A 23623-nucleotide genomic window follows, 5' to 3' on the forward strand; every position below is an offset into this window, starting at 1 on the left:
GTTCGGGGTAGGACGTCGCAATCCACACCGAACCCGAAGGCCCTCACCTATTTCAAGATCTCCCCGTCACCAACGTCCGTGGTCAGAACAACTAGGTGTCCCCGACCATGACGAGTTCGCGGGCCTCCCGGGTCACCGGCTCTTTCTGCCAGCCGCCGAAGCGGTGGGTGACGGTGAACCCGGCCGCGTCGAGGGAGGTCTCCAGCGCAGTCTGGGCGCGGAAGGCGAGCACGTCGCGGGTCACCTCGCGTTCGCCGGTTCGCCGGTCGTGGGTGAACGTGTCGTAGGTGACCAGAGGCAACGCCACCTCGACGGTCTCCGGTAGTCGTGGTCGTCCGCGTTCAGCTCGTCGTAGGCCTCAGCGAAGTCCATGGACCTTCTCCGCGAGGCGCCGGGTCTCGTCGTCGAACAGGACGAGGCGGACCGAGTCGACGTCGGCGGTCGACGATTCGATGGCGGTCAGGGCCTGGGCGATCGCGTCCGGTCGGGGCCAGCGGTACACGCCCGACGAGATCAGCGGGAAAGCCACCGTACGCGCGCCCAGCCCGGCCGCGACGTCGAGCGAGTTGGTGTAGCAGGCGCGCAACAGCGGCGAGCGGTCCTCGTCCGTGCTGTGGACCGGTCCCACGGTGTGGATGACCCAGCGCGCCGGCAGGCGGCCGGCGGTGGTGGCCACGGCCTGGCCGGTCGCGAGGCCCCGGCCGTAGTGGGAAGCCCGCAGGGCCCGGCACTCCTCGAGGATGGCCGGGCCGCCCTTGCGGTGGATGGCGCCGTCGACACCGCCCCCGCCGAGCAGGGAGGAGTTGGCCGCGTTGACTATCGCGTCGGTGGCCGACGTGGTGATGTCGCCGGTGACCAGTTCGATGAACATGGTCGATTTATAGCGATCGGCGGCGAAGTGCGCACCTGCAATTTGCACTCTCAGTGTCACGACTGGTGACGGAATGGTCGCGGAGGGGATTGGCTCCGGTTGCGCCGGCGTGATATGCCCGGTCCGTGGGTCGACAAGGGGACGACAAGGCCGTCACGGCGGTCGTGGACCACGACACCGGCATCATCGAGCTGAGCGTGCGCGGGCGCTGGAACCGGCAGGTGTGGCTCGAGTCGTATCGGATGCTGAACAAGTGCCTGGCCGGCCATCCGGCCGGGCTGGTACTCGACCTGTCCGCGTTCGAGGATCCGCGGGCCGGCAGCACCTCGCTCTGGCTGACCGCGGCCGCCCAGGGCGAGCGGATGGAGCCGCCCGTGCCGGTGGTGACCTGCATGGCCGCCGCCAACCTGACTCCGGAGCTCGCCCGGATGCCGCATTTCGCGTCCATCCGATCGGCCCGCACCGCGATCACCAGTCATCGGACCACGACTTCCCAGGTACGGCTCCAGCTTCAGCCCCGCCCGTCCTCGTCGGCCAGTGCCCGCCAGCTGGTCACCGCCGCCTGCGAGGAGTGGGGCATGCCCCTGCTGCTGCCCCGGGCCCGGCTCGTCGCCACCGAACTGGTGAACAACGCCGTCCGGCACGCCCGTACCGACATCGACGTCGTCATCTCGCATCGCGGCCAGCTGCGCCGCCCGGTCTCGCGGCGCACCACCTACCTGCACCTGGCCGTCTACGACCGGGACCGCCGCCTGCCCGAGCCGGCCGGTGGCCGCGGTCTGCACATCGTCCGCATAGCCTCGCAGGGCTGGGGCGCCCTGCCCACCCGCGAGGGCAAGGTGGTCTGGGCGCTGCTGCGCGAGCAGGACTAGTCGGCGGCCTGCTTGGTCAGGGAGAACTGGAGGCGCCAGCCGGCCTCTTCCAGGGCCGACGTGTGGTGGGCCAGGACATCCTCGACGCTGCGGCTGTCGCGGCCCTCGACGGCCCGGCTCACCTCGACGTCCAGCTCGGCCAGGCCCTGATCCAGCGAGGCCATGTACGTGGACCACTCGCGCTCGGTGGCCAGCTCGCTCTTGTCGTGGGCGCGCTCCAGGCCGTCCCGCAGCTTGCCCAGCGAGGCCCGGATGGGCGCGGTGAAGGCCGGATGCCGTGCCGCGAAGGTGCGCTCGGCGCCGCTGACCCGTCGGACGACCTTGTCGACCCGCTCCTGCTTCACAGATGTCACCGCGCCACGTTACGACCCGCCGGCGCCGTCCCGGAAGATTCCGGGTGAACAGAGAGTGCTTTCCCACACACGTAAACGGGATCGCGCCGCGTCGGCCGTCCTGCCGGCGGCGGCCCGGATCGCCCGTGCCAACCAGGCCGCCGGCCTGCCCGCGCTGCGCCTGCTCTCCCGCCGGGCCGGGGCGTCGTTGTCCGCCTCGCACCCGCCGGCCGGTCTGCGGGCCGAGATGCTTGAGCGGCGGCCTCAGCGGCCGGCCGCGGTCACGCTCACCGCGGCCGAGTCGGCCCGGATCGGCGCCGAGCTGGCCCCGTACGCCGAGCGGGTGCGGCTCGCCCTCACCGAGTGACCGCCCCACCGGTCAGGAACCGCAGGGCGTTCTCCTCGTCGAGGATGGCGCCGCCCTCGTGACCGTTGTACTCCCAGATCTTCATCTCCTTGGCCCCGGCGTAGTTGTGGTAGGCGCCGTAGACGGTGGAGGACGGGCAGACGGCGTCGCGCAGCGCGACCGAGAAGAGCGCCGGCGCCGTCGCCCGGGCCGCGAAGTTGACGCCGTCGAAGTAGGCGAGCGTTCGGAACACCTGCTCCTCCTCGCCGCGGTGCACGGCCAGATAATTGATGATTTCCCGGTACGGAAAGGCATCAGTGACCCGTACCGCCCGCGGAAAATCGCACAGGAACGGGACGAAGGCCACCACCCCGGCCAGGTCCCGGCGCAGGCCGGCCACCGCGAGGGACATGCCACCGCCCTGACTGCCGCCGACCACGTGGACCCGGTCGCCGTCGACCACGTCCAGGCTTCGCGCCGCGTCGACGGCCCGGACCGCGTCGGTGAACAGCCGCCGGTAGTAGTAGCCGGCCGGGTCGAGGATGCCGCGGGTCAGAACGCCCGGCACCTGCGGCGGCGACGGCGCCTCGTCGGGCGTGACACCGAGGCTCCAGCCCGAGCCCTGCCCACGCGTGTCCATCTGCAGGTGGGCGAAGCCGGCCGAGGCCCAAAGCAGATTTTCCAGCTCGTGGCCGCGCCCACCGCCGTACCCCACGAATTGCACGACGGCCGGCAGCGGCCCCTCGACCCCGGCCGGCACACGCAGCCAGGCGTGCACCTCCTGGCCGCCGAAACCCCGGAACGTCAGGTCGTACGTCGTGATGGTCCGCAGATTCGTCGGAACCTCACGCGTCCGCACGTCGAGGTCGCCCTGGGCGGAGAGTGTTTCGGCCCAGAAGGCGTCGAAGTCGTCCGGCGCGGTGACCGAGCTGCGGTACGTCGCCAGCTGCTCGGGGGAGAGATCAGTGATCATGCCTTAGATGGTCCGCCACCGGTCAAGGCGCCCAGGCGACGTCGTCGATGCCCAGCCACGGCGCCGTCGCGACGGCGGCCGGGGTCAAGCCGGTGAACGCGACCACCTCGCGGTGCAGGTGCGACTGGTCGGCGTAGCCGCTGGCCCCCGCCACCCCGGCCGGGGCGTGCCCCGCGGCGAGCAGGTGCGCGGCCCGGTCGAAGCGCACGAGCTGGGCGGCCCGCTTGGGGGTGATGCCGAGCTGGGCACGGAACCGTGACCACAGGCGCTGGCGGCTCCAGCCGACCTCCGCGGCCAGCTCGTCGACCCGTACCCGGCCCCGGCTCACCCGCGTCCGCCGCCAGACGTGAGCAACTTCCGGATCGACCCGGCGGGTGCGTTCCCGCCGCTCGAGAAGCGCGGCCGCGACGGCGAACCGCTCACCCCACGACGCGGCGGCGCGCAGTCGCGCCTCCCACGCCGCCCCCAGCGGCGCGACCCGGCCGGTGAGCTCGGGTGACTCGCCGAGCACGGCCGCCGCCACGGCCGGATCGAGCCGGATCTGCAGGCACTCGACCCGGGCCCGCCCGGTCGCCCGGAGCCGGCCCGGCAGGAGCCCGATGACGGCGCTGCCGCGCAGCCCGGCGCCGTCGTAGTCGACTCCCTCGCCCTCGCTCAGGTCGATCAGCAGGGTGACTGACGGATGGGCCACCATGGTGATGTCCCACGGGGTGGCGGCACGCTGACGGAACCCGGCCATGCGAACCCCGGGCGGCAGGCTCGATCGGGGCGGCACGGCGACCTCCACGTCCGACCACGCCCAGTTCCGCGGCATGCGTCCACACTAGGCGCCCACGAAGTCCAGCAGCAGCTTGCTGGTGGCTTCGGGCGCTTCGAGGATCGGGAGGTGCCCGACGCCGGGCATCATCTCGACCCGGGGATAGCGGCGGGCCGCCGACGGATCCCACTTGGGGTCGGCGTCACCGCAGATGGCCAGCACCGGGACGGCGAGGACGGCGAGGCGTTCGGGCAGGGTGCGTTCTTCCAGGTACGCGGTGTTGGCGCGCAACACCTTCCGCATGCTCCGATAGGTGATCCCCCGAACGCCGGCGACCACGCTGTCCGGGACGTCGACCGGCCGGGCCGCGGTGGCGGCGATGCCCTTCCGGATCCAGGCGTCCGTCCGCACCCGCCAGATGAGCGCCCCGAACGGCGGCCCCAGCAGCAGGCGCAGCACGAGCGGCTGCGGGCGCAGGGCGTCCATGCTGGGCCCGGTGCCGATCAGCGTGAGCGACCCCACCAGCTCGGGACGCCTCTCGGCCAGCGCGGTGCCGACGTAGCCGCCGCTGGAGTGCCCGGCCACGGCCACGCCCCGCAGCCCCCGTTCGTCCAGCACCCGCGCCACCAGCGCCGCCTGCCCCGGCACGTCGTACTCCGCCGCCGGCGGCGACTGCCCGCAGCCCGACAGATCGACCCGGATGACATGACACACCGTGGCCAGCCACGGAACCATCAGATCCCACGACGACGCCGCCGCCCCCGATCCGTGAATGAGCAACAGCGCCGGCCCTTGCCGCGGCCCGTCCTGAACGACGTGCAACCCGTGTCCCGTCATACCGACGACGATGCGGCCCCGGGACAGCCCCCGTATTGAACAAATGTCGCGTCAGCGATGCCCGTCCACCCACGAGCGGACAGCAGCGAAGTCCCCCTCGGCCAGGCCGACGTGAGGATCGACGCGGTGAAGCAGAGCCGGCCCCGGATACGCGGTCTCGGTCCACCAGCGATCGTTCTCGCTGATCTCGTCGTCGAGCCACACGAACGGCCGCCCATCGGCCTGCGCGGTGATGTACGGGGTCTTCCAGTGCAGGCCGTTCAGGGGCGGGGGAGTGGTCTCGGCCGGCAGATCCAGGACCGGGAGCGGGGGCAGGCTCAGGCGCGGGGCGACCAGGTCGTTGGCGTCGGACATCCAGGTGGTGGCCCAGATCAGGTCACAGCCCAGGGCGAGCAGGCGGGGGCCGTCGGCCGGGTTCAGGCGCTGAAGCAGCGGATGCGCGGGATCGGGCGGGGAGGTCGACCGGTGGGTGAAGGGCAGCAGGGGGCCGTCGACGTCGAGGAAGAGAAGGGTCAACGGGCGTCCTGGCCGGTGCCGTTGAGCAGGGTGACGAGTCCGTGTGGCGCGCTGTCGCCGAAGATGAGGTCGATAGTCTCGTGCGCGGCCACCGCTTCGGCCTCGCCGCGGGCGAACATCACTTGCTCGTACGCGGCGAAGGCGGCTTCGACGTCGCCGGGGTGCGCGGCGATCGCTTCGCCGAGGTCGGCGCCGTCGAGCATGGCGATGTTCGCGCCTTCGCCGCCGGGGACGGTCACGTGTGCGGCGTCGCCGAGCAGTGTCACGCCCGGTGTGCGGGCCCATCGGTGGCGGTCGGGAAGCTGGTAGACGCGGCGCAGGACCGGCGCCGTGTCGGCGGCGGTGATCAGGGCGGTCAGTTCGGGCGCCCACCCTTCGAACTCGGCCGCGATCCGCGCCTTGGTGGCTTCGGCGTCGGCGAAGTCGATGTCGTCGAACCACTCGACCGGCCGGTCGAGCACGACGTACGCGTGGATGGTGTTGTTCGCTTCGCGGTGGGCGAGGAACCCCCGGCCGGGGGTGAGCGCGTACATGGCGCCGTCGCCGACGGCCTTGGCCGCGTCAGGGTGGCGGTCGTCGACGTCGTGCAGATAGGTATCGACGTAACTCATACCCGCGTACGCCGGCTTCTCGTCCGACAGCAGTGCTCTCACCCGCGACCAGGTCCCCTCGGCGCCGACGAGGATATCGGTGGTGACTGTCGAGCCGTCCGCGAAGCTGAGCTCGTGCCGCCCCAGGCCGAGGGGAGTGGCTGCCACGACCTTCTTGCCCCACTGCACGGTGCCGGCCGGCAGCGACTCGAGCAGGATGCGCCGGATGTCGCCGCGCTGCGCTTCCGGGCGGGCCAGGGAACCGTTGTCGGGTACCTCGGCGAGCACCGTGCCGTGCTGATCGAGGACCCGCTGCGCTCCACCACCGGCGTGGATGATCGCGCGGAACTCCGCGGTGAGCCCGGCGATCTCGAGGGCGCGCTGGCCGTTGTGTTCGTGCAGGTCGAGCTGACCGCCCTGGGTACGGGACCGGGCCGAGTCCTCGGCGTCGTAGACGGTGACCGGCACGTCGTGCCGGTGCAGGACGCGGGCGAGCGTGAGGCCGCCGAGGCCGGCGCCGACGATGGTGACAGGAGTAGTCATGTGAGTCCTCTTGACAAGTTTGGACCGTCGGTCCAAGTCAGGTTGGACCACTGGTCCAACTGTGTCAAGATGATGGACATGACCGACCCCAGGCCGCGAAACACCAGGCGCAGCGATGCGCTCTCCCGGGAGCGGATCGTCGAGGCGGCCGTCGAGGTGCTCGACGCGAACGGCGAGGCGGGTCTGACGGTCCGCGCGCTGACGGCCCACCTGTCGACCGGCCGCGGTGCGATCTATCACCACGTCGCCAACAAGGAAGGGCTGCTGGCCGCGGCCGCGGACGAGATCGTCGGGCGGGTGACGGCCGGAGCCGGCGACGACGAGGACCCCGAGCGGGCCATCCGTGCTCTCGCGCTCGGGATCTTCGACGCGATCGACGCGCACCCGTGGGTCGGGACCCAACTCTCCCGCGAACCATGGCAACCCGCCGTGTTCCGGATCTGGAAGAGTCTCGGATCGCACCTGCGGCGCCTCGGCGTGCCCGGACCGGCCCGGGCGGACGCCGGATCGGCGTTGGTCAACTACGTCCTCGGCGCGGCCGCGCAGTACGCCGCGGGGGCCCGGCGAGCGGCCGGCGACGCGGACCGCAAGGCCTACCTGGAGACCGTGGCGGCACAATGGGCGTACCACGACCCGGACCCGATGGTGCGGGAGGCGGCCTCGCAACTGCCGGACCACGACGACCGTGAGCAGTTCCTGGCGGGCGTGGACATCTTCCTGACCGGCGTCATCGCCCGCCGGTGACACCGCGCGTCACTCCGGGCGGGGCTGTTCCGTCTCGAAGTCGATCTCTCGCTGGTCGGCGGCGCGGTCGCGGGCGTCAGCGCGGGTGTCGCGGGCGTCGGCGGCGTGGTCGCGGGTCTCGGCGGCGTGGTCGCGGGTCTCGGCGGCGTGGTCGCGGGTCTCGGCGGCGTGGTCGCGCTCGGCTCGGCGGTCGCTGCGGAACGCCTCGCGCCGGTCCAGGAAGCTTTCGCGGTCGCGCAGCTTCTGTTCGCGATCACGGAGGCTCTTCTCCCGGCTGTCCCACTGTTCCTCTCCGCCGACGATCCGCTGGTCGGCGAGCTGCCGCATCTCCTCCGGACCGGGGCGGGCGGCGCGGACGGCCTGCCGTACGTCCTCGGGCGGCAGACGGTGGGCGCGGTACGCCTCGGCGGCCCGGCGTTCCGCGGCGGCGAAAAGGCGGTCACGGGCGGCGTGCTCGGCGGCGGAGGGCAGCGTGCCGGCCATCTGCTCGTGGAGGCGGGCGCTCGCCTCGGCCGTCGTGGCCATGTCGTCGGCGATCTGTGCGAGGCGGTCGAAGTGGGCGTCGAGGGAGGACGGGCGCTCGCTGCTCATGGCTCATCTTCCCGCAGTTACGAGATGAGCGCTCCGGTAGTCGCGGGGGGATACGCCGGTCACCCGTTTGAACGCCGTGCTCAGGGCGCTCTCCGACGCGTAGCCGACCTGGTGGGCGATGGCCGCCATGGTGCCGTCGGAGCGGCGCAGGCGGGCCGAGGCCAGCTCGATGCGCCAGCGGGTGAGGTAGTCGAGCGGACCCTGGCCCACGGTCTGTTTGAAGCGGGCGGCCAGCGTGGAGCGGGAGACGGCGGCGACCGCGGCCAGTTCGGCGACCGTCCACGGGTGGGCCGGGCGGGCGTGCATGGCTCGCAGGGCGGGCGCGACCACCGGGTCGGACAGGCCGGACAGCCAGCCGGCCGGCGGGTGGGCCCGCAGGTGCAGCCGCAGCAGGTGGATGAGCATGACCTGGGCCAGGTGGTCGGTGACCAGTCCGGCCCCGGGCGGGTGGTCCCGCAGTTCGGCGTCGATCTGGTCGAGCGCCCAGCGCACGGTCGCGGCGGCGGGCGAGGACCCGGGCACGTGGATCACCGCCGGCAGGGCGTCGAGCAGAAGTTCCTCGGCGCGCTCGCCGAAGCCGAACCGGCCGCCGAGGATGAAGACGCCGGACCCGGTGCCGGCGTGGGCCACGCCGCCGGTGGCGGCCGCGAAGATCGGGCCGGCCGGGACCGCGGGCACGTCGAGCGAACTGGCCAGCGTGAACGCCCGGGGGCGGGTCAGCAGGAAGCAGTCGCCGGCCGACAGGGGATAGGTGACGCCGTCGACCTGCAGGAGGCAGCTTCCCCGGCGTACGGCATTGAATTTGACCGCCGGAGGCGGCTCGAAGGCCACCGCCCAGTCGCCGCCGGCCGCGAACCCCACCGACAGCCGGCTGGTCGTACCGACAAGGGCGAGGACGTCATGCAGAGGATCGGATTGGACGCTCACGAAACAATACTGGACCCTGAGCCATTCACCGTCCAGCCTGAGCGCGCCACACTCGAACCATGACGACGATCAACATTCCCTTCACCGCCACCAGCACGGCCGCCGAGGTGCTGGCCGGTGTCGATCTGACCGGCAAGCGCTTCCTGATCACCGGCGGCGGCTCGGGGCTCGGTCAGGCGGCGGCGAAAGCCCTCCGGGACGCCGGTGCCGAGGTCATCACCCCGACCCGTCGGGAACTTGACCTGAGCGACCTGGAAAAGACCCGAGATTTCACGAAGAAGTGGACAAAGCCGCTCGACGCGGTGATAGCCAACGCTGGAATCATGGCGGTGCCTGAGCGCCGAACCGCGCAGAACGGTTGGGAGCTCCAGCTCGCGACGAACTTCCTCGGCCACTATGCCCTGATCACCGGCCTGCGGCAGCACCTCACCGACGACGCCCGGATCGTCCTGGTCAGCTCCGGCGCCCAACTGCGGGCCGGCGTCGACTTCGACGACCCGCACTTCGAGCGCCGCCCCTACGACCCGTGGGTGGCCTACAGCCAGTCCAAGGCGGCCGAGGTGTTGTTGGCCGTGGCGCTGAGCCGCCGCGGCCTCGCCGCCAACGCGATGGCCCCCGGCCGCGTCCACACCAACCTCCAGCGCCACATCGACCCGGCGGCCATGCGGGCCATGGGTGCCATGGACGACGACGGCAACCTGATCCACGCCGACGGCTTCAAGACCCCCGAGCAGGGCGCGGCCGGCGAGGTGCTGCTCGCCGCGTCGCCGCTGCTCGCGGGCGTCTCCGGCGCCTACCTCGACGAGGACAACCAGATCGCCGAGGTCGTCCCGGGCGGCCCCGAGCCGATGTTCGGGGTGGCCGAGTGGTCGGTCGACCCGGTGGCCGCCGACCGGCTCTGGGACTACGCGGCGACGGCGATCGGCGCGCTGACCCCGCCCTCGTTGCCCGACCTGTCCAGCCCGGCCAGGCAGTAGGTGGCCGGTCCGGCGGGCGGCGCCGGGTCGACGACCTCGGTGCCGCCGCGACCGGTGGCCACCAGGTCGGCCGTCTTGCCGTTCACCCGGTACAGGGCCCAGCTCGCCCCCGCGCTCGTACCCCGCAAGTGCACGGCTCCGTCGTCGCCGCGGGCCGCCCCGGTCAGCGTGGGCGCCGGCGGCGGCGCGGCCGGCAACTGCTTCATCACCGGTACGAGGGCGGGCGCCGCGTAGTGCTTGTCCCGGTACCGGGTCACCGCGCCCAGCTTGTCGCCCTGGACCTGCTTGGCGCTGAAGTGCACCTGGCCCTGTACGCCGTACTCGTCGTTCATGGACAGTTGCCGGTCGAGCTGGGTCGGGTCGCTCCAGGCGCCTTCCTCGCCGACCCGGTAGTCGGCCTGGCCGATCCAGAGCTGCACCTTGGTGTCCTTGACCAGCGCCGCCCACCACGGCAGCAGCTTGGCGTAGTCCGCCTTGTCGAACCCGATGGTCCAGTAGAGCTGCGGCACGATGTAGTCGAGCCACCCCTGCTGGACCCACTTGCGGGTGTCGGCGTAGATGGCGTCGTACGCCTCCAGGCCCTTGGAGTCGGATCCCGTCGGGTCGGTGGTCTTGTTGCGCCAGATGCCGAACGGGCTGATCCCGAACTTGACCCAGGGCTTGAGCTCCTTGATCCGCGTGTTCATCTCGCGGACCAGCGTGTTGACGTTGTCGCGCCGCCAGTCGGCCTTCGACTTGCCGGCGCCGTACCGGGCGTAGCTGGCGTTGTCGGGGAAGTCCTGACCGGCGACCGGGTATGGGTAGAAGAAGTCGTCGAAGTGCACACCGTCCACGTCGTACTTCTGGACCGCCTCGAGCATCGAGTCCTCGACGAACTTGCGCGCCTCGGGGATGCCCGGGTCGAAGTAGAGCCGCGCGGTCTCGCCCTTCGGGAAGGCGATCGCCCACTGGCTGTGCTTGATCAGCGGATGGTTCGGCGCGAGCTTGCGGAAGTCGGCGCCCGGACCGACCGGGCCGGGCTGGGTGCCGCGGTAGGGGTTGAACCAGGCGTGGAACTCGAGGTTGCGCTTGTGGGCCTCGTCGACCATGTACGCCATCGGGTCCCACCCGGGGGACTTGCCGTCCCGCTTGCCGGTGAGCCACTCCGACCACGGCGCGTAGGCCGAGGGCCAGAAGGCGTCGCCCGAGGGCCGCACGTGCACGAAGATCGCGTTGTGCCGCTGGGCCACGGCCAGGTCGAGCCAGCGCTGGTACTCGGCCTTGACCTGCGCCGGGGACAGGCCGCGCTTGCTCGGGAAGTCGATGTTGGTGACCGTGGTCAGCCACATGCCGCGCAGCTCGCGGGTGGCCTTGGTCGGATAGGCGCCACAGGAGGCGGTGGCGGTGAACGGGGCCGACGCCACCGGCGGCACCGGGGCGGAGTAGGCGGCGGGCGCGGAGTACGTCGCCGCTCGCAGCAGCCCGAGGCCCAGCACGGCGGTCGCGAACAGGACCGCGGCGAGGGTCAAGGTCAGTCGTACGGGTGGGCGGCGGACGCGGAGCATGGGGACCAGTGTGCCGCACGTAGAGTTCCCGGGTGTGACTGTCGTGGTGGTGGGTGCGGGGATTTCGGGGCTGGCGTGCGCTCGTGAGCTGGTCGGAGCGGGTGTGCCCACACGGGTGCTCGAACGTGCCAACGTGGTCGGGGGCCGCCTGGCGAGTGTCACCCGGGCGGGTCGGCCGGTCGACGTCGGCGCCGCGTACGTCACCGCCGACGACCCGTCCTTCCAGGGCCGGCTCCAGTCGTGGCGCGTGGCCGGGCTGGCTCACCCGTGGACCGACACGTTCCGGGGTCAGCACGGCGCGGGACCGATGCGCTGGTCGGCGCCGGGTGGTCTGCGCAGCCTGGCCAAGGATCTCGCGGACGGGCTCGACGTCACGCTCGGGGCCGAGGTGACCGAGCTGCCGGCGGCCGACGCCGTGGTGCTGGCGATGCCGGGGCCGCAGGCGCTGCGGCTGGCCGACCTGCCCGAGGCCCGGGAACAGTCCTGGTCGCCCGTGTTGACGGCCGTGTTGACGTACCCGGAAAGAACCTGGCCCGATTTTGCCGGCGCCTTCGTGAACGATCATCCGGTGCTGGCCACGCTCTGCGACGACGGCGACCGTCGCGGCGATCGCGCTCCGGTGCTCGTCGCTCATTCGACGGCGAGCTACTTCAAAGAATTCGAGTACGGGGGTGAGGCCGCGCTCGCTCGCGCGGCCGGCGACCTGCTCGGCATCGAGGACGAGCCCACGGTCGAGCTGTTCCGCTGGCCCCTCGCCCAGCCCCGGACGGGCCGTGAGGGCTTCGCCCGCCGGGGGAACGTCTATCTCTGCGGCGACGCCTTCGGCCGCCCCCGCGTGCAGACCGCCTGGCTCAGTGGCCGGGCGGCCGCACGTCAGATCGTCAGAGAACTGACCGGTAGACCTTGAGAGTCTCCTCGGCGATGTGCGACCAGCTGAAATGCTCGATCGCGCGCCGCCGCCCGGCCAGGCCCATCTGCGCGGCCCGGGCCGGGTCCTCGATCAGCTGAGTCATCGCCGTCGCGAGGTCGGCGATGAACTGCTCGGGGTCGGTCGGCGTTCCGGTGCCGTCGTCGGCCTGCTCGATCGGCACGAGGATGCCGGTCTCGCCGTCGCTGACCACCTCGGGGATGCCGCCGGTGGCCGTGGCCACGACCGCCGTCTCGCAGGCCATGGCCTCGAGGTTGACGATGCCCATCGGCTCGTAGATGGACGGGCACACGAAGATCGTGGCGTGCGTGAGCACCTGGACGACCTCGTGCTTGGGCAGCATCTCCTGAACCCAGATGACACCCTTCTCGTCCCGTGCGGCTCGCAGCTCGCTCGCCAGGCCCTCGACCTCGGCCGCGATCTCCTTGGTGTCGGGCGCGCCGGCCAGCAGCACGATCTGCGTCTCGGCGGGCAGGGACCGGCAGGCCCGCAGCAGATAGGGCAGGCCCTTCTGCCGGGTGATGCGGCCGACGAAGACCACGCTGGGCCGGCTCAGGTCGATGCCCAGGCGCTCGATCACGTCGGTGCCGCGGTGGGGCTGGTAGATCTCGGTGTCGATGCCGTTGTAGACGACCCGCACCTTGTCCGGGTCGACCGACGGGTACGCGGTGAGGACGTCGCGCCGCATGCCGCCGGAGACCGCGATGATCGCGTCGGCGTTCTCGATGCCGACCCGCTCGCAGAACGACGACAGCGCGTAGCCGCCGCCGAGCTGCTCGGCCTTCCACGGGCGCAGCGGCTCGAGGCTGTGCGTGGTGACCACATGCGGGACGCCGTGCAGCAGCTTGCTGGTGTGGCCGGCGAAGTTCGCGTACCAGGTGTGGCTGTGCACGATGTCGGTGCCCTCGGTGCCGGCGGCGATCTCGAGGTCGACCCCCATCGTCCGCAGCGCCGCGTTGGCCCCGGCCAGCTCGGCCGGCTCCGGATAGGCGGTGACGCCGGGCTCGGTGCGCGGGGCCCCGAAGCAGTGCACCCGCACGTCGGCCAGGGCCCGCAGATCGCGGGTCAGATATTCGAGGTGTACGCCGGCGCCGCCGTACACCTCCGGCGGATATTCGCGTGTGATCAGGTCGACTCGAAGCACTCACGCAGCCTAGTACTCCCTCCCCATGAACGCTCAAGATCAGGTATCCTGGCCGTCCGCCGGGACGATCACGGCGAGTTGCCCTCTTCGGCTGGCGCTTGTGCTGGCGGAAAGTTAGCGTCCTTCCATGGCTGTCAAGGTCCTTGCAATCGTTCTGGCCGGTGGTGAGGGCAAGCGCCTGATGCCCCTGACGGCGGACCGGGCCAAGCCCGGCGTCCCGTTCGGCGGGATCTACCGCATGATCGACTTCGTGCTGTCGAACCTCGCCAACGGCGGCTACCTCAAAATCGTGGTGCTGACCCAGTACAAGTCGCACTCGCTCGACCGGCACATCTCCAAGACGTGGCGCATGTCGACGCTGCTCGGCAACTACGTCACGCCGGTGCCGGCCCAGCAGCGCCTCGGCCCCCGCTGGTTCGCCGGCTCGGCCGACGCCATCTACCAGAGCCTCAACCTGATCAACGACGAGTCGCCCGACTACGTCATCGTCTTCGGCGCCGACCACATCTACCGCATGGACCCGAAGCAGATGGTCCAGGACCACATCGCCTCGGGCGCCGCGGTCACGGTGGCCGGCATCCGCCAGCCCAAGTCGCTGTCCGACCAGTTCGGTGTGATCGACGTGGCCGAGGACGGCAAGCGCATCCGCGCCTTCCGCGAGAAGCCCAAAGAGGTCGACGGGCTGCCCGACGCGCCGGACGAGATCTACGCGTCGATGGGCAACTACGTCTTCACCACCAGGGCGCTCTGCGAGGCGGTGACCAAGGACGCGAAGGACCCCGACAGCAAGCACGACATGGGCGGCAACATCATCCCCATGCTCGTCGAGCGCGGCGAGGCCAACGTCTACGACTTCCGCGAGAACGAAGTGCCCGGCAGCACCGACCGCGACCGCGGATACTGGCGCGACGTGGGAACGCTCGACTCGTTCTACGACGCCCACATGGACCTGATCGCCACGCTGCCGATCTTCAACCTGTACAACCACGAGTGGCCGATCTTCACGAACTACGGCTCGTGGCCGCCCGCGAAGTTCGTGCACGGCTACGACGACCGCCAGGGCCGGGCCATCGAGTCGATGATCTCGCCCGGGGTGGTCGTGTCGGGCTCGCTCGTGGAACGGTCGGTGATCTCGCCCAACGTGCGGGTCAACTCGTGGGCCCACGTCGAGGGCGCGGTGCTCATGGAGGGCGTGTCGGTCGGCCGCCGGGCGATCATCCGCAACGCGATCATCGACAAGAACGTGGTGATCCCCGAGGGCGCCCAGATCGGCGTCGACCTCGACCGCGACCGCAAGCTCTACACGGTCTCCGACAACGGCGTGGTCGTCATCGGCAAGGGCCAGAAAGTCGAGCTCTAACGGCGTTCCCGCAGGGTCTGTGACGGTGGTACGCCGTACCGGGCCTTGTAGGCGCCGGCGAACCGTCCGAGGTGGGTGAAACCCCAGCGGTAGGCCACCTCGGACACGTTCACCTGCCACGGGTCGGACCGGGACAACTCGGCGTGCACCCCGTCGAGCCGCAGCCGGCGCAGGTACGTCAGCGGCGACATGCCGACGTGCTGCCGGAACGCCTCCTGGAGCACCCGGACCCCGACCCCGGCGATCGCCGCCAGATCGTTCGCCGTGTACGGCCGCCAGGGCTCGGCGTGCATCGCGTCCAGCGCCCGCTTCACCGTGCGCGGCCGGTTCGGCCCCTGCATGCCGGCCGGCTCCTCGCCGTACGGATGCTCGACCGTCATGGCCAGGCCGCTGACCAGCAGGTCGCGCCAGCGGGCGGCCATCCGCGGCTGAGCGGCCAGCCCGTCCGCGTGCCGCAACTCGGCCAGCAGGAGCCGGACCAGAGACGCCCACGTACGCCCCGGGCCGTCGATCAGATCGAAGCTCGCCCCGAGCAGCAGCGGCGAGACGATCTGCTGGTCGAGGGCCGCGTCGAGCTCTCGCTCCAGCGCCGCCCGCTCCACCTTGACGCTCAGCAGCCGGCAGCTGCCCGGCCACTCCAGGTCGATGTCGCCGACCGGCCGGTAGACCGCGGCCCGCGTCGGATCGGCCATCACCACCGTGCCCCGATGACGCGAGCGCAGCGTGCCGGTCACCGGCGCCAGCACGTGGTAGGCCGTCTCCAGGTCGGAGATGGCCACGTGGATGTCGGCGCCGTAGCTGATCTCGCCGAGCGTGATCGGGCCGAGCAGCACCACGTCGCCGCTGAACGCGAACCGCGAGACGTCACCGGTCGGGTGGACCTGCAACGGCCCGTAGAACAGCTTGCGGCAGAACGACCGCGCCTCCTCCACGTCGGTGGTCGACAGGGAGACGTGCACGGGCTTGTCCACGCGCGTCATGGCGTCCACCCTAGACCGGATGCCGCCACGGTGGGTCACGCCGCGAGTGCGGTCACCGGCCAGGTGAACTCGACGACCCGGTCGCCCCGGACATCGATCTCCGCCAGTGGCGTCACCGGGTCGCGCCAGATGGTGTAGCGGCCGGGGCGCAGACAGTCGACGACCACTGTGTAGTTGACGCCGCCGCGCCCGTAGCGGGCCCGGACCGTGGCCTGGGTGCGCAGCGCGGGGTCCTCCACCGGGCTGATCTCGATGTCATGACCATGCATGCAGCGCGGCGTTCGGATGACGAGCGCGCCGATACCGGTACCGATGTTGAGCACGACCACTCCGTGCCCGGAGCGCCTCACGGCAAAACCTCCGGGGCCGCGAGGTAGGGGAAGGTCACGTCGTGCGTACGGGGGTGGGCCTCGGCGCCGGCCTGGGCGGCGGCGTCGTCGGGCTCGTACGTCTCGTCGACCATGGGGAAGGTCGCGCCGGCGATGGCCCGCAGCATGACCGAGGTGACGTCGTCGCCGATCCGCCGGCCGTTCGGGAAGCCGGCGAAGTCGCCGCCGAGCAGGCCGAACGGGTTCTCCTCGGCCGACGGCGGCACCGTCGTGTCCAGCCGCAGCATGTCGGCCTGCACGTCGCCGGTGAAGGTGCGCAGGCCGTCGACCAGGCCATCCGGCAGGCCGGTGAGCAGCATCGCCACCAGGTCGGCCCGGCGCGCGGTCAGCCCTTCCAGGCGCGGGAAGTGACCGGGGTGGTCGACCGGCAGGAGCACGGCCAGGTCGGGGTGCTCGACCAGGTCGGCGAAGCGCTTGTCGTCCGAGGGCGGCATGCCGTTCCAGCGGGCCCGGTCGGCGGCCGGCACGAACAGTTCGGCGAACAGCGGGTTGGCCCGCCGCGCGACCTGGACCATCGGGCCCACCAGGACGTCGTCGCCGGTGGTGAGCAGTTCGCGGCGGCTGGCGGTGGTCCACACGCCGATCATCCGGCCGGGGTGCGGCAGCTGGACGGCGATGCTGTTGACGGTCGCGGGTCCGGTGGCCACGGCCCGGGTGTTCTCGCCGATCTCGAAGACGGCGGCCGGGTCGACGAAGAACGCGTCGGCCCGCTGACCGGCGAAGACGCGCTCGCCGGAAGGCAGGTCGGCGATCGCGGCGGCGGCCAGCGCGTCGTAGCCGGGGGTGGCGGCCGGGCCCAGGTTGCGCGGCGGGCACGGCAGGTGGGTGGCCAGGACGGTGCTCTTGCCGTACGCGTCGACCCTGGTCACCGAGAAGAACTGGCGCCGGTTCCAGTTCTCGCTGTCCAGGGACTCGATGGGGCCGGTGTTGTAGAGGAACGTGTCGCGGTGGCGCAGCTCGGTGCGGAACCGGAACTGATACGTCAGGTCGGGCCGGGCGTCACCGTTGTAGTCGACGTGGATCTCGTAGAGGACGTCGTCGCCGAACTCGAGGTTGAGGAACCCGTAGTTGGCGATGATGGTCACGGTCTCCGGGGCCTCCGGGCTGACGAAGGCGTACAGATCGGAGCACTCCGCATCCGGATCCGCGGCTCCGAACGACGCCTCTCCGTAGCCAACTCGACTCATGCTCGGCCTTTCGTCTGTCCCCGGGGGGCGCGGGACCTGCTGTCGACGACCATCAGTACGAAGCGGCTCTCGGTGGGGTTCAACGGTTTTCGCGGCGTCTGCGGAGAACGCCGGTGACCACGGCGTACGCCACGGCGCCGAAGCCGAGCACTAGCGCACCGATGATGATGTGATGACCGAGCGTCACCTTGCTGGTGTCCGCCACCGGCGTCACGGCCGGCGCCGCTTCCGGCGTCGCCTCCTCGGTTACCGCTGCCGCCGTCGTCGTCCGATTTGTCACGACAGGGGCTTTCGTGGCGGCGGGTGGCGCGGCTGCGGGCTTCGCCTTCGTGGGAGCCTTCGTCGCCTTGGGTGTCGCGGGTGCCTGAGGAGTCACGGTGTCGGCGGCCGCCGCCGGGAACACCAGGTCAGAGCACGAGTAATAGGTGTCCGGGGTGCTCGAGGTCTCCCAGACGACGTACAAAATGTGCCGTCCGGTCCTTTGTGGCAGTTTGAGTTTCATGGCGTAGGCGCCGTCGGTCAGCGGGGGATCGGTGACCGTGAGGAGCGGCTTGCTGCCGAGGTCGTCCCAGGCCAGGGGCTTCGACGGGTCGTACGCCGACTTGGTCAGAAAAATGCGGAACTGTCCGGCGTGGGGGATCGTCGCCCGGTACCTGACGCTCAGCGAACCGCCGGCGGTGACCTTCGTCGACGGGTAGTCGTCCCGCGGCAGGTCGAGGCCCCTGAAGGCGTCGAGCCCGCCACTGCACAGCTCGCCGTCCGGCACCACCTCGCGGTCCCGCCCGCCCACGCCCGCGATGCGCAGGTTGTCGAACGAGCCGAAACCGCCGCCGTTGGCTTTCCGGGCGGCCTTGCAGGCGGCGCCGTCCGTGTCCTCGCCGCCCCTCGCGCACGCGGCCGTGCGGCTGATCGGCGTGGTCGGCGAGCCGTGCGCGGAGGCCGGCGCGGCCGGCCAGACGAGTGCCGCGGCGAGAGCGCACGCCGCGAGACGGTAGATCCTCACCACGAGCTATACGGAGAATCGGCGTGAGTCGTTCAGCACGTCACTGTCGGTGCGTCCGGGGCGCTGTGATTGAGTGGTCGGGTTCGACGAAACAATGAAGGAGAACTCATGGACAAGCCCGACGTCGGCCCGATCGAGGGCGAGCCGCCCGCCGAGCTCGTGATCGAGGACATCACCGTTGGTGACGGCCCCGAGGCCAAGCCCGGCCAGTACGTGAGCGTCCACTACGTGGGCGTGGCGCACTCGACCGGCCGGGAGTTCGACGCGTCGTACAACCGCGGTGAGGCGTTCGAGTTCCCGCTCGGCGGCGGCCAGGTCATCGGCGGCTGGGACCAGGGCGTGGCCGGCATGAAGGTCGGCGGCCGCCGCAAGCTCACCATCCCGCCGCACCTGGGCTACGGCTCGCGCGGCGCGGGCGGCGTGATCAAGCCGAACGAGACCCTCATCTTCGTCGTGGATCTCCTCGGCGTTCAGTGAGCGCGGGCCGGCATGCCGGCCGGGCCGGGACGGGCGTCGCCTGTCCCGGCCCTCTTTCGTCCCGCTCGTCGTCCGGGCCCGGCTCGACCGGATCACCGATCGGTGTCATCGCCGGCCCTTGGTGACGGTGAAGGTGGAGCACCCCGACTCGTCGGGCAGCAGCGGACGGAAGGTGATCAGGTACCGGGCACCGCCCGACGTCCACGGCGTCATGGCGTTGGCCTTCCCGGCCGCGGTCAGCACCTTGTCGAGCTCGGCGCCGGTCACCGTCACACAGCCGATCTTGAAGGCGGCGTTCAGGTACGGGCCGGGCAGCGCCGGACCGGGCCAGGCGACCTCGGGACTCTTCGGATCGGAGCCACCCGGTTCCGTGTACGGCCGGGCCAGCACCGCCATCTCCTCAGGCTCGTACGTGGTGCTCTTGGCGTCGCCGGCCAGCCCGGTCAGCGTGCCGACGAAGTCGGACAGCTTCTTGCGGGCGTCCCGCTGCGGCTGGGTGAGCATCGGATCGTTGGCCTGGCTCTCCCGCAGCGCCTCGACGGCCACGGACTGGGTGCCCTGCCCGGTGCGCACGGTGACCCGGGTGGTCGGCGCGTCGGCCACGTTGGGGCGCCCGAAATCGGTGCCGTCCTGCACGCCGGCCGCGGCGCCCTGACGGGTGAGCTCCTGAACCTGCTCCGGGCTGATCTGGCTGACCTGCACGTTGGGCAGCGCCGGCCCCGGATAGATCATCGGAACGGGCCCCTCGGTGATGACCCGCCCGTCGGCGTAGACGCTGACGGCCGGAAGCGCCCCGACGGTCCGGTCGGGCGGAACGAAGCCGCCGTACGACTCGGTGCGCGCGACCAGATAGTTCGCCCCCTCCCCGGACGTGGGGGCACCGGCCTGCTCGCTGGACTGACTGGGAGCCGCGCCCGCCCCGTCCGGCTGCGCACAGGCACAGAGCAGCGCCAGCGGAGCGGCGGCGGCGATGAGGGTGTTGCGGAGACGAGTCATGCCGGATCAGACGATCCGGACGGGGGTGAGGTTCCGCTTTCCCCGCAAAATGCTCCAACCGGGTTGCCGCGCCGACTCCACCGTCGGCCGCTCCACCGATGACTGTCTACCGATTGCGCTCCACCGGTGCGGCTCACCGTTCACCCCTTCGGCGGCGCTGCTTGGGGTGGCGCTGCTTGGGGTGGCGCTGCTTGGGGTGGCGCTGCTTGGGGTGGCGCTGCTTGGGGTGGCGGTGCTTGGGGCGGCGCTGCCTTCACCGGAGGCGGCTTCACCGGAGGCGGCTTCACCGGTGGTGGCGGAAGCGAAGGAATCCGCCACCACCGGAGCGCGCGTCGATGGCGTGGCCGGGACCACAACCAGCGAGGCACACAACGTACAAATGCATCCTGCACGGAGTCAATGTTTCCGCGCGGTGAACCGCGTGTTGACGCCAAGCTTTGACATTGCAGTTGTATTGCATCCGCGCTACGGTGGATGCAATGCAACTGCATTGCCAACCGTGGAGGTGCGCCCGTGCAGATCATCGGCCTCGAGAAGTGTTCGGCCTCCCTGCGCCCCTTGGTGGGAGGCAAAGCCGCCACCCTCGGCGACCTGATCCAGCAAGGCGAGCCGGTCCCACCCGGCTTCTGCCTCACCACTGACGCGGGCGACCTGCCGCGCGCTGAGGCCGGCGGCCCGACGGGTGTCGAGTCCGGTGGGCGGCCGCGCGCTGAGGATGGTGGGCGGCCGCGGGCTGAGGATGGTGGGCGGCCGCGCGCTGAGGATGGTGGGCGGCCGCGCGCTGAGGATGGTGGGCGGCCGCCCGCTGAGAACGGTGAGTGGGCGCGAGTCGGGGTCGGAGAGCGGGCGCGCGCTGAGGACGGTGAGTGGGTGCGAGTCGGGGCCGGAGGGCTTCCGCGCGCTGAGATAGCGCGGGCCTACGCCGCCCTTGGTGGGGGCCGCGTCGCGGTGCGGTCGAGTGCTCCCGGTGAGGACGGTGATGAGGCGAGCTTCGCCGGTCAATACGAGACGCTGCTTGATGTCGAGGGTCTGGAACCCTTGCTCGCTGCCATCGAGGTCTGCCGCGGGTCGGCCGCCGGGGAACGCGTGACGTCCTATCGGGGTGGCGGCGCTTCCGGTGATGTCGCGGTTGTCGTGCAGCGGATGATCGAAGCCGAGGTGGCCGGGGTGCTCTTCACGGCCAATCCCGTGACCGGCTGCCGCACCGAGATGGCGGTCGACGCGGCCGCCGGTGCCGGACCGGCCGTCGTGGACGGGGAGGGTTCCGTCGACCACTATCTCCGCGGGGGAGGGCCGGCTGAGGGTGGCTGCCTGACCAGCGAAGCGCTCGCCACCCTGTGGGCCGCCGGCGAGAGGCTTCAGGCGCGCTTCGGGGTGCCGCAGGATGTCGAGTGGGCCTTCGACAAGGCCGGCGAGCTGTGGCTCCTGCAATCGCGGCCGATCACGACACTCTTCCCGTTGCCGCCGCCGACCGGGGACCTGCGGGTCTATCTGGAGTTCGGGCACGTGCAGGGGATGCTCCAGCCGGCCACGCCGATGGGCATGTCCACCTTGAAGGCTCTCGTGACCGCCATGCTCAAGCCGCTCGGCCTGCACGTCGAGATCACCGACATCGGCGGCCGCCTCTATGGCGACATGACCGACCTGGTACGCGACCCGAAGGCCCGCAAGCGGCTCGTCAAGCTCCTCGCGGTCGACTTCGGCCCGCGAGCGCAGGCGGCCATCCGGCATGTCATGGCGGACCCGCGCTTCGCGCCTGTTCCAGGCAGCGCCCCGCGCCGCACCACCCCGTCGCCACGTACCGCCTTCCGCGCGGCGACGGGCATCGCCCGCGCGCTGGCCCGTCCGGCCGCGGCCCGGGTCCGCCTCACCGCCGCCGTCGAGCGGATGCGCCAGGCGTCCGCCGATACGGATCCAGCTGTCGGCCTTCCGGCGGCAGAGCCGGCCCCGCAGCACCGGAGCCCTGAGACGGCGGCTACGAGTGCTGAGCGGGAGCCGAGGGGGCGGGAGCCGAGGGGGCAGGAGCCGAGGGGGCACGAGCCGAGGGGGCAGGAGGCGCACGCCGAACGGGTGCGTTTTGTCCGGGAATGGGACACAGGTGAGTCGCCGGACGATCTGGTTTGGCCCATTGCGGCCGGCATGCTCGCCGCGACGGTGCCGGGATATCTGCTGAAGAACGACGGCGACGTTCACACCGCGCTCGGTGGAATGCCGCACAACGTGACCATCGAGATGGATCTCGCGCTGTGGCGGCTCTCGCAGCAGGTGGGGGAGCACCGCGATCTTCTGCTCGGCACCCCGCCGGGTGAGCTCTCCGAGCGATGGCTGGCGGGGGCGTTGCCGGAGTTCGGCCTGGGTGCCTTTCTCCGGGCGTACGGGCATCGCGGCGCGGCCGAGGTCGACGTCGGGGTGCCGCGGTGGAGTGAGGATCCGGCGCCCGTCTTCGCCGCCATTCAGAACTGCCTGCGCGTGACCGACCCGGAGCAGGCGCCCGATCGTCGGTTTGCGCGGGCCGCGGACCGGGCCGAGCGGGCGCTGCGCGACCTGCGCCGCAAGAATCGCCTCGCCGGGTTTCTGCTGGGGCGGGCCCGGGAGCTGGCCGGGCTGCGGGAGGCCGGCAAGTTCGCCGGGCTCTACCGGCTTCAGCAGGTACGCCGCCAGTTGCTGCTGATCGGGGCCGAGCTGTTCGACGACCCGGACGACGTCATGTTCCTGACCGTCGAGGAGCTGGACGCCGTGCCGGCGCGGGCCGTGATCGACGCTCGCAAGGCCGTGTACCGGCGCGAGATGCGGCGCCGGGCCGTGCCGGTGGCGCTGCTGTCCGACGGCACCGATGTCGAGGCGACGCTGCCGGGCGACGACGGGGCCGATCTGCGTGGGGTGGCGGCCTCGGCCGGGCGGGTGACCGGGCAGGCGCGGATCGTGCTGGACCCGGCCGGCGCGTACGTGGAACCGGGTGAGGTTCTGGTGACCGCGACGACCGATCCGGGGTGGACGCCGCTGTTCCTGACGGCGGCGGCGCTGGTCACCGAGACCGGCGCGGTCATGGCGCACGGGCCGACGGTGGCGCGGGAGTACGGGATCCCGGCTGTCATCTGCGTGCCCGGGGCCACCACGCGGATCCGGACGGGTGAGGTCGTGACGGTGGACGGGCGAGCGGGAACGGTGACGAGGGCATGAGGAAGCTTCTGGCCGTCGAGGCGGCGATGTGGCGCAACCTGTTCGCGTGGATGCTGCGCCGGTCCGTACCTCTGAAGGAGGGCGAGATGGCGTACACCTATCACGGGGTCGTCAAACCGATCCTGGGGGTGTTCATCGGGCTGTCGGCCGTCGAGATCCCGATCTTCGATCTGATCGTCCGCGAGGTGGTGCCGTGGGGGCCGGCGCGGTGGATCGTGCTCGCGCTCGGGGTGTGGGGGCTGCTCTGGATGATCGGTTTCGCGGCGGGGCTGCGGCGGCATCCGCATCTGGTCGGCGACGACGGGATCCGGGTGCGGCTGGGCAACGGCGTCGACTTCACGATTCCGTGGGCGGACGTGGTCTCGGTCAGCAAGCGGTACCGCTCGCTGCCGTCGAACAAGTCCGTTCAGGTCGTCGACGGGGTCAAGCACATCGTCATGGCCGGGCAGACCAGCGTGGACATCGAAAGGGCGGACGCCGGGGACGTCCGGATCTACGTGGACGACCCGGACGGGTTCGTCGCGGCGGCCCGGGCGAGGCAGCCGGAACCGGCGTGAAA

At 71.3% G+C, this 23623-nt stretch carries 27 protein-coding genes; 9 read left to right on the top strand and 18 right to left on the bottom strand.

Translation table 11 applies throughout. The features are described 5' to 3' along the window. Positions 1-91 precede the first annotated feature (91 nt). Positions 92-307, bottom strand: a complete 216-nt coding sequence (locus ACGFJ7_RS39755) for a hypothetical protein (RefSeq protein ID WP_392647108.1) — start codon at positions 305-307, stop codon at positions 92-94. Between the two features lie 51 nt (positions 308-358). Then, positions 359-871, bottom strand: coding sequence for an O-acetyl-ADP-ribose deacetylase (locus ACGFJ7_RS39760; RefSeq protein ID WP_360254252.1), 513 nt, complete (start codon positions 869-871; stop codon positions 359-361). A gap of 125 nt (positions 872-996) precedes the next feature. On the opposite strand from ACGFJ7_RS39760, the gene ACGFJ7_RS39765 reads away from it, so the two are divergent. Further along, entirely contained in the window at positions 997-1743 is a 747-nt protein-coding gene (locus ACGFJ7_RS39765; RefSeq protein WP_360254254.1) for an ATP-binding protein, read from the top strand. Here ACGFJ7_RS39765 and ACGFJ7_RS39770 read toward each other — a convergent pair. Further along, positions 1740-2096, bottom strand: a complete 357-nt coding sequence (locus ACGFJ7_RS39770) for a hypothetical protein (RefSeq protein WP_360254256.1) — start codon at positions 2094-2096, stop codon at positions 1740-1742. The two genes, ACGFJ7_RS39765 and ACGFJ7_RS39770, sit on opposite strands and share 4 nt — an antisense overlap. A 55-nt stretch (positions 2097-2151) precedes the next feature. Here ACGFJ7_RS39770 and ACGFJ7_RS39775 point away from each other — a divergent pair, with 55 nt between their 5' ends. After that, the gene (locus ACGFJ7_RS39775; RefSeq protein WP_392647112.1) at positions 2152-2442 is read left to right on the top strand and encodes a hypothetical protein; all 291 of its coding nucleotides are present in this window, start codon (positions 2152-2154) and stop codon (positions 2440-2442) included. Here ACGFJ7_RS39775 and ACGFJ7_RS39780 read toward each other — a convergent pair. Genes ACGFJ7_RS39780 through ACGFJ7_RS39800 form a run of 5 tightly spaced genes read right to left on the bottom strand, consistent with a single transcriptional unit; the run spans position 2432 to position 6637 of the window. Then, complete coding sequence (locus ACGFJ7_RS39780; protein ID WP_392647115.1) at positions 2432-3394, bottom strand: acetylxylan esterase; 963 nt, start codon at positions 3392-3394, stop codon at positions 2432-2434. The genes ACGFJ7_RS39775 and ACGFJ7_RS39780 overlap by 11 nt on opposite strands. Before the next feature lie 22 nt (positions 3395-3416). Beyond that, complete coding sequence (locus ACGFJ7_RS39785; RefSeq protein WP_392647118.1) at positions 3417-4208, bottom strand: helix-turn-helix domain-containing protein; 792 nt, start codon at positions 4206-4208, stop codon at positions 3417-3419. A 9-nt stretch (positions 4209-4217) separates the two neighbouring features. Beyond that, complete coding sequence (locus tag ACGFJ7_RS39790) at positions 4218-4988, bottom strand: alpha/beta fold hydrolase (RefSeq protein ID WP_392647119.1); 771 nt, start codon at positions 4986-4988, stop codon at positions 4218-4220. 51 nt (positions 4989-5039) lie between these two features. Further along, positions 5040-5504: an HAD domain-containing protein gene (locus tag ACGFJ7_RS39795; RefSeq protein ID WP_392647122.1), complete on the bottom strand. Its 465-nt coding sequence runs from the start codon at positions 5502-5504 to the stop codon at positions 5040-5042. Beyond that, positions 5501-6637 (bottom strand): FAD-dependent oxidoreductase, encoded by a 1137-nt coding sequence (locus ACGFJ7_RS39800; protein WP_392647124.1) that lies wholly within the window; start codon positions 6635-6637, stop codon positions 5501-5503. The genes ACGFJ7_RS39795 and ACGFJ7_RS39800 overlap by 4 nt, the downstream gene beginning before the upstream one ends. A gap of 78 nt (positions 6638-6715) precedes the next feature. On the opposite strand from ACGFJ7_RS39800, the gene ACGFJ7_RS39805 reads away from it, so the two are divergent. Continuing rightward, positions 6716-7381, top strand: coding sequence for a TetR/AcrR family transcriptional regulator (locus ACGFJ7_RS39805; RefSeq protein WP_360254268.1), 666 nt, complete (start codon positions 6716-6718; stop codon positions 7379-7381). Positions 7382-7390: 9 nt separating this feature from the next. Here the strand turns inward: ACGFJ7_RS39805 and ACGFJ7_RS39810 are convergent, their stop codons facing one another. Together ACGFJ7_RS39810 and ACGFJ7_RS39815 are read right to left on the bottom strand one after the other, a co-directional pair. Continuing rightward, a complete protein-coding gene (locus tag ACGFJ7_RS39810) occupies positions 7391-7972 on the bottom strand; it encodes a hypothetical protein (protein ID WP_360254270.1) in 582 nt (193 codons plus the stop codon). 3 nt (positions 7973-7975) lie between these two features. Beyond that, positions 7976-8899 (bottom strand): AraC family transcriptional regulator, encoded by a 924-nt coding sequence (locus ACGFJ7_RS39815; RefSeq protein ID WP_360254272.1) that lies wholly within the window; start codon positions 8897-8899, stop codon positions 7976-7978. Positions 8900-8958: 59 nt separating this feature from the next. Between ACGFJ7_RS39815 and ACGFJ7_RS39820 the strand changes: the two genes are divergently transcribed. Continuing rightward, on the top strand, positions 8959-9876 hold the full coding sequence (locus ACGFJ7_RS39820) for an SDR family NAD(P)-dependent oxidoreductase (RefSeq protein ID WP_360254274.1): 918 nt from the start codon (positions 8959-8961) through the stop codon (positions 9874-9876). Here the strand turns inward: ACGFJ7_RS39820 and ACGFJ7_RS39825 are convergent. After that, on the bottom strand, positions 9804-11420 hold the full coding sequence (locus ACGFJ7_RS39825; RefSeq protein WP_360254276.1) for a family 10 glycosylhydrolase: 1617 nt from the start codon (positions 11418-11420) through the stop codon (positions 9804-9806). The genes ACGFJ7_RS39820 and ACGFJ7_RS39825 overlap by 73 nt on opposite strands. A gap of 34 nt (positions 11421-11454) precedes the next feature. Between ACGFJ7_RS39825 and ACGFJ7_RS39830 the strand changes: the two genes are divergently transcribed. Continuing rightward, positions 11455-12327, top strand: a complete 873-nt coding sequence (locus ACGFJ7_RS39830) for an FAD-dependent oxidoreductase (protein ID WP_360254278.1) — start codon at positions 11455-11457, stop codon at positions 12325-12327. Here the strand turns inward: ACGFJ7_RS39830 and glgA are convergent. Continuing rightward, positions 12302-13492, bottom strand: coding sequence for a glycogen synthase (gene glgA / locus ACGFJ7_RS39835; protein ID WP_392647129.1), 1191 nt, complete (start codon positions 13490-13492; stop codon positions 12302-12304). The two genes, ACGFJ7_RS39830 and glgA, sit on opposite strands and share 26 nt — an antisense overlap. A gap of 127 nt (positions 13493-13619) precedes the next feature. On the opposite strand from glgA, the gene glgC reads away from it, so the two are divergent. Further along, positions 13620-14852, top strand: coding sequence for a glucose-1-phosphate adenylyltransferase (gene glgC / locus ACGFJ7_RS39840; protein ID WP_360254282.1), 1233 nt, complete (start codon positions 13620-13622; stop codon positions 14850-14852). On the opposite strand, the gene ACGFJ7_RS39845 is transcribed toward glgC, so the two are convergent. The 4 genes from ACGFJ7_RS39845 to ACGFJ7_RS39860 all read right to left on the bottom strand — a co-directional run bounded on the left by ACGFJ7_RS39845 (position 14849) and on the right by ACGFJ7_RS39860 (position 18414). Further along, a complete protein-coding gene (locus ACGFJ7_RS39845; RefSeq protein ID WP_360254284.1) occupies positions 14849-15832 on the bottom strand; it encodes an AraC family transcriptional regulator in 984 nt (327 codons plus the stop codon). The two genes, glgC and ACGFJ7_RS39845, sit on opposite strands and share 4 nt — an antisense overlap. Positions 15833-15867: 35 nt before the next feature. After that, positions 15868-16155: a phospholipase gene (locus ACGFJ7_RS39850; RefSeq protein ID WP_360254286.1), complete on the bottom strand. Its 288-nt coding sequence runs from the start codon at positions 16153-16155 to the stop codon at positions 15868-15870. A 23-nt stretch (positions 16156-16178) separates the two neighbouring features. Next, entirely contained in the window at positions 16179-17408 is a 1230-nt protein-coding gene (locus tag ACGFJ7_RS39855; RefSeq protein WP_392647134.1) for a DUF4331 domain-containing protein, read from the bottom strand. Positions 17409-17487: 79 nt separating this feature from the next. After that, complete coding sequence (locus ACGFJ7_RS39860) at positions 17488-18414, bottom strand: lytic polysaccharide monooxygenase (protein ID WP_392647137.1); 927 nt, start codon at positions 18412-18414, stop codon at positions 17488-17490. A gap of 105 nt (positions 18415-18519) precedes the next feature. Between ACGFJ7_RS39860 and ACGFJ7_RS39865 the strand changes: the two genes are divergently transcribed. Beyond that, the gene (locus tag ACGFJ7_RS39865; RefSeq protein ID WP_360254292.1) at positions 18520-18888 is read left to right on the top strand and encodes an FKBP-type peptidyl-prolyl cis-trans isomerase; all 369 of its coding nucleotides are present in this window, start codon (positions 18520-18522) and stop codon (positions 18886-18888) included. Between the two features lie 105 nt (positions 18889-18993). On the opposite strand, the gene ACGFJ7_RS39870 is transcribed toward ACGFJ7_RS39865, so the two are convergent. Continuing rightward, positions 18994-19884: a hypothetical protein gene (locus ACGFJ7_RS39870; protein ID WP_360254294.1), complete on the bottom strand. Its 891-nt coding sequence runs from the start codon at positions 19882-19884 to the stop codon at positions 18994-18996. Positions 19885-20349: 465 nt separating this feature from the next. Continuing rightward, positions 20350-20886 carry a hypothetical protein gene (locus tag ACGFJ7_RS39875; protein ID WP_392647285.1) on the bottom strand — a complete coding sequence of 179 codons (537 nt, stop codon included), beginning with the start codon at positions 20884-20886 and terminating at the stop codon, positions 20350-20352. Here ACGFJ7_RS39875 and ACGFJ7_RS39880 point away from each other — a divergent pair. Both ACGFJ7_RS39880 and ACGFJ7_RS39885 read left to right on the top strand, forming a co-directional pair. Next, positions 20833-23064: a PEP/pyruvate-binding domain-containing protein gene (locus ACGFJ7_RS39880; RefSeq protein ID WP_392647276.1), complete on the top strand. Its 2232-nt coding sequence runs from the start codon at positions 20833-20835 to the stop codon at positions 23062-23064. The two genes, ACGFJ7_RS39875 and ACGFJ7_RS39880, sit on opposite strands and share 54 nt — an antisense overlap. After that, positions 23061-23621: a hypothetical protein gene (locus ACGFJ7_RS39885; protein WP_392647140.1), complete on the top strand. Its 561-nt coding sequence runs from the start codon at positions 23061-23063 to the stop codon at positions 23619-23621. The genes ACGFJ7_RS39880 and ACGFJ7_RS39885 overlap by 4 nt, the downstream gene beginning before the upstream one ends. The last annotated feature ends 2 nt before the right edge of the window (positions 23622-23623 follow it).

Source organism: Actinoplanes sp. NPDC048988 (assembly GCF_043197815.1).
In the GTDB taxonomy this organism is placed as follows: Bacteria; Actinomycetota; Actinomycetes; order Mycobacteriales; family Micromonosporaceae; genus Actinoplanes.